Source organism: Haemophilus aegyptius (genome assembly GCF_900475885.1).
GTDB lineage: Bacteria > Pseudomonadota > Gammaproteobacteria > Enterobacterales > Pasteurellaceae > Haemophilus > Haemophilus influenzae.
Genome location: NZ_LS483429.1, coordinates 591,485 through 605,123, shown reverse-complemented (window position 1 = coordinate 605,123; position 13,639 = coordinate 591,485). Strand labels below are relative to the sequence as shown.

Here is a 13,639-nt window from a genome sequence, read left to right as displayed (position 1 = left end):
ATTAATAGCTTGAATTGATTAACACTTCTTCGCCATAGCCGCCTAAAGTTGGCATTGGTTGATAAGTAGAGTTTGCGGCACGCATTAAACGAATACCACGAACACCTGCTTCTTTAGCTGCTAGTACATCATCATCGCTGTCGCCATAGTGAATACTCACTTTATGTGAAATGATTGCAGGCGTTTTGTTATATTTTGTTGTACGTTCACGGCTGCCCATAAATTCAACTGGGTGCATATTCTTAATATTGAACGTTTTTTCTAAAATTGGTGTTACACCATCCACTTTGCCAGCAGTACGGCCAGTGAAAAAGTAAACTTGGTCGCCACGTGCTTGGTGCATATTAATTAAATCTATGGCAATTTGTTTAGGAATAGAATATTTATCGCAACCTGCATTTACTTCATTCCAGAAATCTTGGTTTTTCAAATAATCGTGTTTACCTGGTGAGAATTTTTGTTGTCCGTGGTAAAAGCAAGGGCTACTGAAAAGCACGGTATCATCAATATCAAAGCTTACATTAATTGGTGCTTTACCTTCTAAACTTTGTTTGATTTGATCAACACTAATCCAATGAATTGCTTGCTCTTGTAACATTTCACGAGCATTAGTGCCAGATTGAGTATAAGGTTCTGTTTTGCCTGCCATCGCTGGAACTGCAGCTGCAGTTAAAAGTGCGATTACAGATAATTTTATGCCGTTTTTCATTGCCTTTCCTCACAAACGTTGATTTAAAAACCGCTCAGATCATACATTTTTTTAGCTTATATTCAATAATTAGCAATCGTTTGCTGTTTCAAAGTATGATCCACTTCACATTTTTTATTTATGAGTGAAGAATAAATCTACAATATAAATTTCCCTCTTGAATTTAATCAATTTGTCGCCATATAACGAACAACTTTTCACTTTATAAAGGACAGAACAATGACAACGATTGTAAGCGTACATCGCAATGGGCAAGTCGTCGTAGGCGGTGATGGACAAGTTTCTTTAGGCAATACCGTAATGAAAGGTAATGCCCGTAAAGTACGCCGTTTATATAATGGCAAAGTGCTTGCTGGTTTTGCGGGTGGAACGGCAGATGCATTTACACTTTTTGAATTATTTGAACGTAAACTTGAAATGCATCAAGGGCATTTGCTAAAAAGTGCGGTGGAATTAGCGAAAGATTGGCGTACAGATCGCGCACTTCGTAAGTTAGAAGCGATGTTAATTGTGGCGGATGAAAAAGAAAGTTTAATCATCACGGGTATTGGCGATGTGGTTCAGCCCGAAGAAGATCAAATTTTAGCAATCGGATCGGGGGGTAACTATGCGTTGTCTGCAGCACGTGCATTGGCGGAAAATACCGAACTTTCTGCTCGTGAAATTGTTGAAAAATCTTTGAAAATTGCGGGTGATATTTGCGTGTTCACAAATACCAATTTCACTATTGAAGAATTACCGAATTAAGGAAAAAGCTATGTCTGAAATGACTCCTCGTGAAATAGTTTCTGAATTAGATCAACATATTATTGGTCAAGCCGATGCAAAGCGTGCAGTGGCGATTGCGCTGCGTAATCGCTGGCGTCGTATGCAGCTTCAAGAACCTCTGCGTCACGAAGTAACCCCAAAAAATATCCTGATGATTGGCCCAACTGGTGTGGGTAAAACTGAAATTGCGCGCCGTTTAGCAAAATTAGCTAACGCACCATTTATCAAAGTGGAAGCAACGAAATTTACTGAAGTAGGTTACGTGGGGAAAGAGGTGGATTCCATTATTCGTGATTTAACGGATAGTGCGATGAAACTTGTTCGCCAACAAGAAATTGCGAAGAACAGAGCAAGAGCTGAAGACGTGGCTGAAGAGCGTATTTTGGATGCTTTACTTCCTCCAGCAAAAAATCAGTGGGGCGAAGTTGAAAACCATGATAGTCACAGCAGTACTCGCCAAGCGTTCCGTAAAAAATTACGTGAAGGTCAATTAGATGATAAAGAAATCGAAATTGATGTGTCTGCTGGCGTATCTATGGGGGTTGAAATTATGGCTCCTCCAGGCATGGAAGAAATGACAAATCAACTGCAATCATTGTTCCAAAATTTGGGTTCAGATAAAACGAAAAAACGCAAAATGAAAATTAAAGATGCGTTGAAAACGTTGATTGATGATGAAGCAGCGAAATTAATTAACCCTGAAGAACTTAAACAAAAAGCCATTGATGCTGTGGAACAAAATGGTATCGTCTTCATCGATGAAATCGACAAAATTTGTAAGAAAGGCGAATACAGTGGTGCTGATGTATCGCGTGAAGGCGTGCAACGTGATTTACTTCCGTTAGTAGAAGGCTCGACAGTTAGCACCAAGCACGGAATGGTTAAAACTGATCATATCTTATTTATTGCATCGGGTGCATTCCAAGTTGCTCGTCCTTCAGATTTAATCCCTGAACTACAAGGGCGTTTGCCGATTCGTGTTGAACTTACCGCATTAAGTGCGGCGGATTTTGAGCGTATTTTAACAGAGCCACATGCTTCTTTAACCGAACAATATAAAGCGTTGATGGCAACAGAAGGCGTGAATATTGAATTTACAACAGAGGCGGTTAAGAAAATTGCTGAGGCGGCATTCCGAGTGAATGAAAAAACGGAAAATATCGGTGCACGCCGTTTGCATACGGTAATGGAGCGTTTAATGGATAAAATTTCTTTCAGTGCAAGCGATATGAATGGTCAAACGGTCAATATTGATGCGGCTTATGTTGCGGATGCACTTGGCGAAGTGGTTGAAAATGAAGATTTGAGTCGTTTTATTCTTTAAAGATAAAAATTTTACATATAAAAGTGCGGTAAATTTTTACCGCACTTTTTTGTTTTCTAAATTGAGAAACTAATTAGTTTTTAATTTACTCCAATATTTTTCATAAATATCGACCGCTTCTCCTACATCGCCTTGCATAATTCCTTTTTCCACTTCTTCCGCTGGTGGGAATAATTTTGGATCATTAGCAACTTCCGTGCTTAGCAATGTTTTCGCCCCATTATTTGGCATAGAAAAGCCCATACGTTCGATAACAATTTTTGCATTTTCAGGGCGAAGTAAAAAGTCGATGAACTTATGTGCGCCTTCCACGTTTTGAGCGGAATTCGGAATAGCATAATTATCCATCCAGAAAATAGCCCCTTCTTTTGGATACACAAATTGAAGAGATTGATTTTCTTTCTGCGCTAAATAAGCTGAACCATTCCAAATCATACCAATTGCAACTTCGCCTTGTACGTAAGGGACTTCAGGAGAATCAGAGTTAAAAGTCGCTACATTTGGTAACAGTTTTTCTAAACGCTCATAAGCTGTTTTGATGTCTTCTTCATTGGTGGTATTTGGCGATTTACCATCCAGCAATAATGCTACGTGAAACACTTCACGCGCATCACTGGTCATGAGAACTTTGCCTTTAAATTCAGGTTTCCATAAATCCGCCCAGCTAGTGATGGTTTTAGGATCAATCTCATCCGCATTAACTTCAATACCTGTTAAGCCGTAAACGTAAGGTAATGAATATTTATTTTCTGGGTCGAATTCTTTATTTAATAAATGTTTAGGGATTTGATGAATATTGGTCAATTTACTTTGATCAATCGGTTGGAGCATCTTTTCCTTAATCATTTTATTTACGTAGTAACTTGATGGAAACACCAAATCATAGCCAGAACCAGTATTCTGAGTAAGTTTAAGTTTCGCATACATTTCTTCGTTGCTTTCAAAGGTAGAATAAATTACCTCGATGCCAGTTTCTTTAGAGAACTGTGCGACTAAATCAGAAGGCACATAGTCTGTCCAGTTATAGACGTAAAGTTTGTTATTGGCAAAAGCGGAAGCCGCGAAAAGTGCGGTGGTGGAAAGGAAAAGATTTTTGAGTGAGTGAGCAAAGAATTTTTTCAATTTATTGACCTCCGAGGGTTATCGTTCATCATAAAACACGCAAATTTTGCGCGCGCACAGTATAGCATTTTTTTCTAAAAGGTTTGACATATTTCCCTTTCGGGGTAAGATTTTGCCAGTTTTTTCCTAAGGGATTTTTTATGCTTAATTTTGCCTATCAAGAACACGTTCGCTCTTATTATTTCGACTCTCGTAACCAAGATTTTCAATTCCCGCCGCTCACTCAAATTGAACATGCTGATGTATGTGTGATCGGGGCTGGATTTTTTGGTTTATCTGCAGCATTAGAACTGGCGGAGAAAGGAAAAAAAGTCATTGTATTAGAGGGCGCTCGAGTAGGATTTGGTGCTTCTGGTCGTAGTGGTGGGCAGGCAATTAATGGCTTTGAAGAAGGCATTGATGAATACGTTAAACAAGTTGGCGAAGATAAAGCACATAAACTTTGGAATATGTCATTAGAGACCATTGATATTATTGATGAACGTATTGAAAAATATAGCATTCAATGCGACTGGAAAAAAGGCTATGCCACATTAGCATTAAATGAACGCCGAATGGATGACTTAATTGAAATGGAAAAAGAAAGTCATAAAAATTTTGGCTATCAGAATATGCAACTTTGGGATAAAACTAAATTAAAACAGCACTTAGGCAGTGATATTTATGTGGGGGGGCTATTTGATAGTAATTCAGGGCATTTGCATCCACTTAATTATTGTTTAGGTTTAGCGAAAGCTTGTGTCGATCTGGGTGTTCAGATTTTTGAACAATCTCCTGTCGTGGATATGGTTGAGAAAAATGGTTGTGTTGAGGTTAAAACAGCTAAAAGTGCGGTTATTTCTCAAGACGTTATTTTAGCCACCAATGCTTATATTGATGTCCTCCCGAAATCTATTCATCACGGAATTAATCGTAAAATATTACCTATGGAAAGTTTTATTATCGCCACAGAGCCGTTAAGCCAAGCGGTTGCTGATTCTGTCATTAATAATGGCATGTCGGTGTGCGATAACAATTTATTATTAGACTATTATCGTTTAAGTGCTGACAATCGCTTGCTTTTTGGTAGTGATTCGAGCTCAGAAAAAGATATGGTCGCGATTATGCGGAAAAATATGTTGTGTGTATTTCCGCAACTTGAAAATGTAAAAATCGATTATGGCTGGGCTGGCCCGATTGATATGACCTTAAACTCAACGCCACATTTTGGTCGTATTTCTCCGCATATTTATTTTGCTCATGGTTATTCTGGTCACGGTGTTGCTTTGACTGGTCTTGCGGGGCGAATTGTAGCTGAGGCGATTTTGGGTGACGATGAACGTTTATCTATTTTTGAAGGACTGAAAGTCCCTTCTGTTTATGGTGGTCGAATTATCAAAGATCTTGCGACAAAGATTGGTGTGCAGTATTACAAGTTTTTAGATAAATACCGTTAAAATACAACAATTTTTTTCTAAAGCATTGCCATCAAAATTGACTAAAATAATTAAATTTTGTATGGATATAAATTCTAAATCAGTTAAAAAATTTACCGCACTTTAAAGCAAGAATTAAAATAATATTTTTCGCTACAATTTGTGTTTTCCATTAAGAGAGAAATATGTCAGAAAATTTGTTACTTTTCAGCTTGTTAGCTGTTGTTATTATATTGATTTTATTACTTATTCTACGCCAGCAAAAATATACACATCTTCATCAAGAATTATCGAAGACGACTCAAGATTATAATCAGCTTGCCAGTAAATTTGATGAACTTAGTAGCATTAAAAACCAGTTTGAACAACAAACAATTAAAGTACAGACTGAAAATCAAGGACTGCAATATCGTTTAACTGAACGTGATGAACAAATACATCATCTCACGCAAGAACGACAAAATTTGACTGAAAAATTGACCGCACTTTCTCAAGAATTAACGGGGTTACAAACAACCTTAACAGAGAAAGAAAAATATTTTTCCGCACAACAACAGAACTTTGAACAATCTAAGCTGCAGTTGAGTGTGGAATTTCAAAACCTAGCAAATCGTATTTTGGATGAAAAAAGTCGATCATTTAGTCAATCAAATCAAACGGCATTGGAAACCTTGCTCAAGCCTTTCCGTGAGCAAATTGAAGGTTTCCAAAAACGCGTCAATGAAATTCACTCCGAATCCGTGAAAGGCAATGCTGGATTGGAAGCGGAAATTAAAAAAGTGCTGGAAATTGGTCTGAATATGTCGCAAGAGGCGAGTAATTTAACTTCTGCACTGAAAGGCGAAAAGAAAACGTTAGGCAACTGGGGCGAAGTGCAATTAGAACGAGCGTTGCAACTGGCAGGACTTGAAGAAAATGTACATTACCGCACTCAAGTGCATTTTAAAGATGAACAAGGTGGACGAAATTATCCTGATTTTGTGTTGAATTTACCTGATGAAAAACACTTAATTATCGACAGCAAAATGTCGTTAGTGGCTTACGAAAGTGCGGTGAATTCTGAGGATGATTTTGAACGAGAGCGTTTACTGAAAGAACATATTTCTGCATTAAAAACCCATATTAACGATCTGCATAAAAAAGATTACAGCAATCTGATTGGCATGCGTAGTCCGAATTTTGTTCTTATGTTTATTGCGGTGGAACCTGCGTATATTGAGGCTTTAAAAGCTGATCCTGCCTTATTTAATTACGGTTATGAACGCAATGTAATTATGGTCTCTCACACTACGCTAATGCCGATTTTACGCACCGTGGCAAACCTCTGGCGTATCGAACGTGGTAATGCTGAAGCCAAAGAAATTGCTGAAAAAGCGGGCGAAATCTATAACCAAATTTGTTTGGTGGCAGAGCGTTTAAACAAACTCGGCAATACGCTTTCCACTGTCAGCAACCAATACAACAGCACCGTCACCGCACTTGTTGGCCAACAAGGGTTAGTTGGCAAAGTAGAGCGATTTAAAACCCTTTCCGCAAAAGCCAATAAAACGATGCCCGATGTGGACTTATTGAATAATCAGCTGGATTTGGCTAGATTGAATGTCTTAAATCAAGAAAATCTTCAATAATTTATTCTCCGATTGAATGTAAATTTGGTCGGAGAATTTTTTATCCTATCTAGAAATTTTGTGATCAATATCCCAAATTTGAAATTTCTTAGTTGTTTTTCTATTTTTGTTATCTATATTTGTCTTATCGAAACGTTTCGATAAAGGTGGAAAGAGGAAATATATGAAAAAAACAATGTTATTAAATGCGCAACTTTCTCGTTGTATCGCTTCTGTTGGTCACACAGAAAGTTTGACGATTTGCGATGCGGGACTTCCAATTCCATTAAGTGTGGAACGTATCGATCTCGCATTAACTGCGGGTGTACCAAGTTTTCTACAAACGTTGAATGTAGTAACGAATGAAATGTATGTTGAACGCGTTGTTATTGCAGAAGAAATTAAAGAAAAAAATCCAGAAATATTGACCGCACTTTTAACACAACTTCAACAACTTGAAAGCCATCAGGGTAATCAAATACAAGTGGAATTTGTATCGCACGAAACTTTTAAAAAATTCACCCTCGAAAGTAAAGCTATTGTTCGTACTGGAGAATGTTCACCTTATGCCAATGTGATTTTATATTCTGGCGTGCCATTTTAATCAGGGTGAAATTATGGAAACTTTACTCAAAATTAGTGGTGTTGATAAGTCATTTCCAGGTGTGAAAGCCTTGAATAATGCCTGTTTCTCTGTTTACGCTGGACGCGTAATGGCATTGATGGGAGAAAATGGGGCGGGTAAATCGACTTTGATGAAGGTGCTTACTGGTATTTATTCTAAAGATGCAGGCACAATTGAGTATCTTAATCGATCAGTTAATTTCAATGGACCTAAAGCCTCACAGGAAGCTGGCATTAGTATTATTCACCAAGAACTGAATTTGGTCGGTAATCTCACGATTGCAGAAAACATTTTCCTTGGTCGTGAATTTAAAACCTCGTGGGGAGCGATTAACTGGCAGAAAATGCACCAAGAAGCAGACAAGCTACTTGCGCGTTTGGGGGTAACTCACAGCAGTAAACAGCTTTGCGCTGAACTTTCTATTGGTGAGCAACAAATGGTGGAGATAGCCAAAGCCTTAAGTTTTGAATCCAAAGTTATCATTATGGATGAACCAACCGATGCGCTCACAGATACGGAGACCGAAGCCCTATTCAATGTGATTCGTGAACTCAAAGCAGAAAATCGTGGCATTGTTTATATCTCTCATCGTTTAAAAGAAATTTTCCAAATTTGTGATGATGTGACGGTTTTACGCGATGGTCAATTTATCGGTGAACGCATTGTGGCAGAAATTACAGAAGATGATTTAATTGAAATGATGGTTGGTCGTCGTCTTGATGAACAATATCCGCATTTATCACAAGAAAAAGGCGAATGTGTATTGGATGTGAAACATGTGAGCGGAAGCGGCATTGATGATGTTTCCTTCAAATTGCATGCTGGTGAAATTGTTGGTGTCTCGGGCTTAATGGGCGCGGGTAGAACGGAACTCGGCAAGCTACTTTACGGTGCTTTGCCAAAAACGGCGGGAAAAGTGCGGTTAAAAAATCAAGAGATTGAGAATCTCAGTCCGCAAGATGGTTTGGATAATGGTATTGTATATATTTCTGAAGATCGTAAAGGTGATGGCTTGGTTTTAGGAATGTCAGTAAAAGAAAATATGTCACTCACATCGCTCGATCATTTTTCACAAAAAGGCAGTATTCGTCATCAAGCGGAAAAAATGGCAGTAGATGACTTTATTCTGATGTTTAACATTAAAACACCTAATCGTGATCAACAAGTAGGTTTGCTATCTGGTGGAAATCAACAAAAAGTGGCAATTGCTCGTGGATTAATGACTCGCCCAAATGTGTTAATTTTAGATGAACCAACTCGTGGCGTAGATGTTGGCGCGAAGAAAGAAATTTATCAGTTGATTAATGAATTTAAGAAAGAGGGCTTGAGTATTTTAATGATCTCATCTGATATGCCAGAAGCGCTTGGTATGAGCGATCGAGTGTTGGTAATGCGTGAAGGTAAAATTAGTGCAGAATTTTCTCGTGAAGAGGCAACACAAGAAAAGTTATTAGCAGCAGCTATTGGTAAATAAGAGTAGGTAAGTATGATGAAAAATGAAACATCTAATTTTCAAATAGGAAGATTTTTGATTGAACAGCGTTCTTTTATTGCGTTGATTATTCTTATCGCGATTGTATCAATGATTAATCCTGATTTTTTTAGCGTAGATAATATTTTGAATATTTTACGCCAAACTTCAGTTAATGCGATTATTGCCGTGGGTATGACTTTCGTTATTTTAATTGCAGGTATAGATCTTTCTGTTGGATCTGTATTGGCATTGACAGGTGCAATCGCCGCTTCAATGGTGAGTATCGAATTGCCTATTTTTTTAGTCATTCCTGTGGTTTTATTGATTGGAACACTTCTTGGTGGCATAAGTGGTGTAATTGTGGCAAAAGGGAAAGTTCAGGCTTTTATTGCTACCTTGGTTACCATGACCTTACTGCGTGGTATAACAATGGTTTATACAGATGGTCGCCCTATTACGACAGGTTTTTCGGATAATGCTGATCTATTTGCTAGCATTGGTACAGGCTATGTTTTAGGTATCCCAGTACCAATTTGGATTATGAGTATCGTGTTTGCGGTTGCTTGGTATATTTTAAAACACACACCAATCGGTCGCTATATTTATGCTTTAGGTGGAAATGAGGCAGCGACCCAACTTTCAGGTATTAACGTCAATAAAATCAAAGTATTTGTTTTTGCGGTGAGTGGATTTCTTTCTGCGCTGGCGGGTTTAATTGTAACTTCACGTTTATCTTCCGCTCAACCCACTGCTGGCGTATCTTATGAATTAGATGCAATTGCCGCCGTGGTAGTCGGTGGAACCAGTTTGATGGGGGGGAAAGGTCGTGTAATGGGAACTCTCATCGGTGCATTAATCATCGGATTTTTAAACAATGCATTAAATTTATTAGATATTTCATCTTACTATCAAATGATAGCAAAAGCGTTGGTTATTTTGGTTGCTGTTTTAGCCGATAACTATCTTGGTACAAAAAAACTGTAACTCACTTTAAGGAGAAACTATGAAAAAACTAACCGCACTTACTTCTGCTTTATTATTAGGTTTGGCTGTTTCTGGCTCTGCTTCTGCACAAGACACAATCGCTTTGGCAGTATCTACATTAGATAACCCATTTTTTGTAACGTTAAAAGATGGCGCACAGAAAAAAGCGGATGAATTAGGTTATAAGTTAGTCGTGCTTGATTCACAAAATGACCCTGCTAAAGAATTAGCTAATGTCGAAGATTTAACTGTGCGTGGTGCAAAAATATTATTGATCAATCCAACTGATTCTGAAGCAGTTGGCAACGCAGTGGCGATTGCAAACCGTAAGCATATTCCAGTAATTACATTAGATCGTGGCGCAGCTAAAGGAAACGTAGTGAGCCATATCGCATCTGACAATATCGCAGGTGGTAAAATGGCAGGTGATTTTATCGCACAGAAATTAGGCGATAATGCCAAGGTGATTCAACTTGAAGGTATTGCAGGAACATCTGCGGCACGCGAACGAGGTGAGGGTTTCAAACAAGCTATTGATGCTCATAAATTCAATGTGCTTGCCAGTCAGCCAGCAGATTTTGATCGAACAAAAGGTTTGAATGTAACGGAAAATTTGTTGGCATCTAAAGGTGATGTTCAAGCAATTTTTGCGCAAAATGATGAAATGGCATTAGGTGCATTACGTGCGGTGAAAGCCGCAAATAAAAAAGTCCTTATCGTAGGTTTTGATGGTACCGATGATGGTGTTAAAGCGGTAAAAAGTGGCAAAATGGCAGCAACTATCGCACAACAACCCGAGCTTATTGGTTCATTAGGTATTGTTACCGCTGATAAAATCTTAAAGGTCGAAAAAGTTGAAGCGAAAATTCCAGTAGATTTGAAAGTAATAAGTGAATAATCTATCTACTAAATAAGCTCGTTATATCACATTATGGGGCAAATTATATTGTCCCATTGTGTAGAAAGAAAAAATATAACAATACAGGATAAAATAATGAGAAAAACCCTCACGGTTCTCGGTAGTATCAATGCTGATCACGTTATTTCTGTGCCTTACTTTGCTAAACCCGGTGAAACGCTAACAGGTCAAAATTATCAAATTGCCTATGGTGGCAAAGGTGCCAATCAAGCAGTGGCAGCCGCTCGTTTAGGGGCAAAGGTCGCGTTCATTAGTTGCATTGGATCAGATAGCATAGGCAAAACAATGAAAAATGCGTTTGAGCAAGAAGGAATTGATACAACCCATATTAATACCGTTTCACAGGAAATGACGGGAATGGCATTTATTCAAGTCGCCAAGTCTAGTGAGAACAGTATTGTGTTGGCTAGCGGTGCAAATGCACATTTGGGTGAGATGGTTGTTCGTCAAAGTGAGGCACAAATTGCACAATCGGATTGCTTGTTAATGCAATTAGAAACCCCACTTTCTGGTGTGGAGCTGGCTGCTCAAATCGCTAAGAAAAATGGTGTTAAGGTTGTGCTAAATCCTGCTCCAGCGCAGATTTTATCGGACGAATTATTGAGTTTGATTGATATTATTACACCAAATGAAACTGAAGCTGAAATCCTGACGGGGGTAGCGGTAACCGACGAGCAAAGTGCGGTGAAAGCTGCGAGTGTTTTTCACGATCAAGGCATTAAAACCGTAATGATTACCCTTGGTGCGAAAGGCGTGTTTGTCAGTCGAAAAGGTAAAAGCCGCATCATTAAGGGCTTTTGTGTGCAAGCAATAGATACTACCGCAGCTGGTGATACATTTAATGGCGGTTTTGTTACGGCTTTATTGGAAGAAAAATCCTTTGATGAAGCCATTCGTTTTGGGCAAGCTGCCGCTGCGATTAGTGTGACGAAAAAAGGGGCTCAATCCTCTATTCCAATGCGGCAAGAAACTTTGGAATTTCTTGAACACGCTTAAAGTGCGGTGAATTTTTAGGGTGTTTTTATGGCGACAATGAAAGATATTGCACGACTGGCGCAAGTTTCGACTTCCACAGTTTCACATGTCATTAATGGATCGCGTTTTGTTAGCGATGAAATTCGTGAGAAAGTGATGCGTATTGTCGCTGAACTGAATTACACCCCCTCAGCTGTTGCACGAAGCCTTAAGGTGCGCGAAACCAAAACTATCGGGCTACTTGTCACCGCAACAAATAATCCCTTCTTTGCGGAAGTGATGGCTGGCGTGGAGCAATATTGTCAGAAAAATCAATATAATCTTATTATTGCTACAACGGGTGGAGATGCCAAACGCCTACAACAAAATCTGCAAACTCTAATGCACAAACAAGTGGATGGTTTGCTTTTGATGTGTGGTGATAGCCGTTTTCAGGCTGATATAGAGTTAGCCATTTCGCTGCCACTGGTTGTGATGGACTGGTGGTTTACTGAGTTAAATGCAGATAAAATACTCGAAAATTCAGCACTTGGTGGCTATTTGGCGACAAAAGCATTAATTGATGCAGGACATCGTAAAATTGGCATTATTACGGGAAATCTCAAAAAATCTGTCGCACAAAATCGTTTGCAAGGTTATAAAAATGCGCTCTCGGAAGCAAAAATTGCGTTAAATCCTCATTGGATTGTCGAAAGTCATTTTGACTTTGAAGGCGGTGTACTTGGCATACAATCTTTACTTACTCAATCTTCACGTCCAACAGCAGTTTTTTGTTGTAGTGACACCATTGCTGTTGGTGCATACCAAGCTATTCAGCAACAAGGCTTACGTATTCCGCAAGATCTTTCAATTATGGGTTATGATGACATTGAATTGGCTCGTTACCTCTCGCCTCCTCTCTCCACCATTTGCCAACCGAAAGCTGAACTTGGCAAACTCGCTGTTGAAACACTATTGCAACGAATTAAAAATCCTAATGAAAATTACCGCACTTTGGTTTTAGAACCGACTTGTGTGTTAAGAGAGTCTATTTACAGTTTCAAATAAAATTAGAATAACTCAATTTCCTTATTGCTATTTTCAAAAAAACTGCTATTTTCTTGCGTTTTTTTTGTTTATTTAACCCACTGTTTAATTTAGGAATAAAATCTTATGAAAGAAAACAAACCTGTTGATCCTTATGCGAAATATAACGAACAATCGAATATTATCGCGAAAATCATTTTTGCTAGTCGCTGGTTGCAAGTGCCGATTTATTTGGGCTTGATTGTCACCCTTGCAATCTACTCTTATAAATTTATCAAAGGATTATGGGCGTTGGTGATTAATGTCAATGATATGGATTCCAACACAATTATGTTAGGCGTGTTGAATTTGATTGATGTCGTGATGATCGCCAACTTGCTTGTGATGGTGACTATCGGCGGTTATGAAATCTTTGTATCTAAATTGCGTACGCGTAATCATCCTGATCAGCCTGAATGGATGAGCCACGTAAATGCCACCGTGTTGAAAGTTAAACTTTCTATGTCTATTATCGGCATTTCATCTATCCATATGTTGCAAACTTTTGTGAATGCAAGCAATATGCCAGAAAAAACGATGATGTGGCAGTTATTGTTGCACTTAGGCTTTTTAGTGTCGGCAATTGCTTTAGCTTATACGGACAAAATTTTGTATAGCACAAGCCATAAAACACATTAAAAATTTACCGCAC

At 38.6% G+C, this 13,639-nt stretch carries 13 protein-coding genes; 11 read left to right on the top strand and 2 right to left on the bottom strand.

The features are described from left to right. Position 1: 1 nt before the first annotated feature. A complete protein-coding gene (aphA, locus tag DQN49_RS03175; RefSeq protein WP_005652021.1) occupies positions 2–709 on the bottom strand; it encodes an acid phosphatase AphA in 708 nt (235 codons plus the stop codon). Between the two features lie 219 nt (positions 710–928). Between aphA and hslV the strand changes: the two genes are divergently transcribed. Together hslV and hslU are read left to right on the top strand one after the other, a co-directional pair. Further along, positions 929–1,456, top strand: a complete 528-nt coding sequence (gene hslV / locus DQN49_RS03170; protein WP_006995175.1) for an ATP-dependent protease subunit HslV — start codon at positions 929–931, stop codon at positions 1,454–1,456. 10 nt (positions 1,457–1,466) lie between these two features. Then, positions 1,467–2,801, top strand: a complete 1,335-nt coding sequence (gene hslU, locus DQN49_RS03165) for an HslU--HslV peptidase ATPase subunit (RefSeq protein ID WP_013527418.1) — start codon at positions 1,467–1,469, stop codon at positions 2,799–2,801. Between the two features lie 69 nt (positions 2,802–2,870). On the opposite strand, the gene DQN49_RS03160 is transcribed toward hslU, so the two are convergent. Continuing rightward, entirely contained in the window at positions 2,871–3,923 is a 1,053-nt protein-coding gene (locus DQN49_RS03160) for an extracellular solute-binding protein (protein WP_006995177.1), read from the bottom strand. A 140-nt stretch (positions 3,924–4,063) separates the two neighbouring features. On the opposite strand from DQN49_RS03160, the gene DQN49_RS03155 reads away from it, so the two are divergent. The 9 genes from DQN49_RS03155 (at position 4,064) to DQN49_RS03115 (ending at position 13,626) form a co-directional block, all read left to right on the top strand. After that, complete coding sequence (locus DQN49_RS03155) at positions 4,064–5,359, top strand: NAD(P)/FAD-dependent oxidoreductase (protein WP_006995178.1); 1,296 nt, start codon at positions 4,064–4,066, stop codon at positions 5,357–5,359. A 164-nt stretch (positions 5,360–5,523) separates the two neighbouring features. Then, positions 5,524–6,966 carry a DNA recombination protein RmuC gene (gene rmuC / locus DQN49_RS03150; protein WP_006995179.1) on the top strand — a complete coding sequence of 481 codons (1,443 nt, stop codon included), beginning with the start codon at positions 5,524–5,526 and terminating at the stop codon, positions 6,964–6,966. 163 nt (positions 6,967–7,129) lie between these two features. After that, positions 7,130–7,549: a D-ribose pyranase gene (gene rbsD, locus DQN49_RS03145; protein ID WP_005664526.1), complete on the top strand. Its 420-nt coding sequence runs from the start codon at positions 7,130–7,132 to the stop codon at positions 7,547–7,549. A gap of 13 nt (positions 7,550–7,562) precedes the next feature. Beyond that, positions 7,563–9,044, top strand: a complete 1,482-nt coding sequence (gene rbsA, locus DQN49_RS03140) for a ribose ABC transporter ATP-binding protein RbsA (protein ID WP_006995180.1) — start codon at positions 7,563–7,565, stop codon at positions 9,042–9,044. A 15-nt stretch (positions 9,045–9,059) separates the two neighbouring features. After that, positions 9,060–10,028 carry a ribose ABC transporter permease gene (rbsC, locus tag DQN49_RS03135; RefSeq protein ID WP_005664522.1) on the top strand — a complete coding sequence of 323 codons (969 nt, stop codon included), beginning with the start codon at positions 9,060–9,062 and terminating at the stop codon, positions 10,026–10,028. Positions 10,029–10,047: 19 nt separating this feature from the next. Beyond that, a complete protein-coding gene (gene rbsB / locus DQN49_RS03130; RefSeq protein WP_006995182.1) occupies positions 10,048–10,926 on the top strand; it encodes a ribose ABC transporter substrate-binding protein RbsB in 879 nt (292 codons plus the stop codon). 96 nt (positions 10,927–11,022) lie between these two features. After that, positions 11,023–11,943 (top strand): ribokinase, encoded by a 921-nt coding sequence (gene rbsK / locus DQN49_RS03125; protein WP_013527417.1) that lies wholly within the window; start codon positions 11,023–11,025, stop codon positions 11,941–11,943. Between the two features lie 27 nt (positions 11,944–11,970). Further along, positions 11,971–12,969, top strand: coding sequence for a substrate-binding domain-containing protein (locus DQN49_RS03120; protein WP_005686992.1), 999 nt, complete (start codon positions 11,971–11,973; stop codon positions 12,967–12,969). Between the two features lie 105 nt (positions 12,970–13,074). Further along, a complete protein-coding gene (locus DQN49_RS03115; RefSeq protein ID WP_006995184.1) occupies positions 13,075–13,626 on the top strand; it encodes a TIGR00645 family protein in 552 nt (183 codons plus the stop codon). The last annotated feature ends 13 nt before the right edge of the window (positions 13,627–13,639 follow it).

Bases quoted from the DNA above. Each gene is read 5' to 3' on its own strand.
- aphA (WP_005652021.1), bottom strand. From the start codon at position 709: ATGAAAAACGGCATAAAATTATCTGTAATCGCACTTTTAACTGCAGCT.
- hslV (WP_006995175.1), top strand. From the start codon at position 929: ATGACAACGATTGTAAGCGTACATCGCAATGGGCAAGTCGTCGTAGGC.
- DQN49_RS03120 (WP_005686992.1), top strand. From the start codon at position 11,971: ATGGCGACAATGAAAGATATTGCACGACTGGCGCAAGTTTCGACTTCC.
- hslU (WP_013527418.1), top strand. From the start codon at position 1,467: ATGTCTGAAATGACTCCTCGTGAAATAGTTTCTGAATTAGATCAACAT.
- rbsA (WP_006995180.1), top strand. From the start codon at position 7,563: ATGGAAACTTTACTCAAAATTAGTGGTGTTGATAAGTCATTTCCAGGT.
- rbsD (WP_005664526.1), top strand. From the start codon at position 7,130: ATGAAAAAAACAATGTTATTAAATGCGCAACTTTCTCGTTGTATCGCT.
- rbsC (WP_005664522.1), top strand. From the start codon at position 9,060: ATGAAAAATGAAACATCTAATTTTCAAATAGGAAGATTTTTGATTGAA.
- rmuC (WP_006995179.1), top strand. From the start codon at position 5,524: ATGTCAGAAAATTTGTTACTTTTCAGCTTGTTAGCTGTTGTTATTATA.
- DQN49_RS03115 (WP_006995184.1), top strand. From the start codon at position 13,075: ATGAAAGAAAACAAACCTGTTGATCCTTATGCGAAATATAACGAACAA.
- DQN49_RS03155 (WP_006995178.1), top strand. From the start codon at position 4,064: ATGCTTAATTTTGCCTATCAAGAACACGTTCGCTCTTATTATTTCGAC.
- rbsB (WP_006995182.1), top strand. From the start codon at position 10,048: ATGAAAAAACTAACCGCACTTACTTCTGCTTTATTATTAGGTTTGGCT.
- rbsK (WP_013527417.1), top strand. From the start codon at position 11,023: ATGAGAAAAACCCTCACGGTTCTCGGTAGTATCAATGCTGATCACGTT.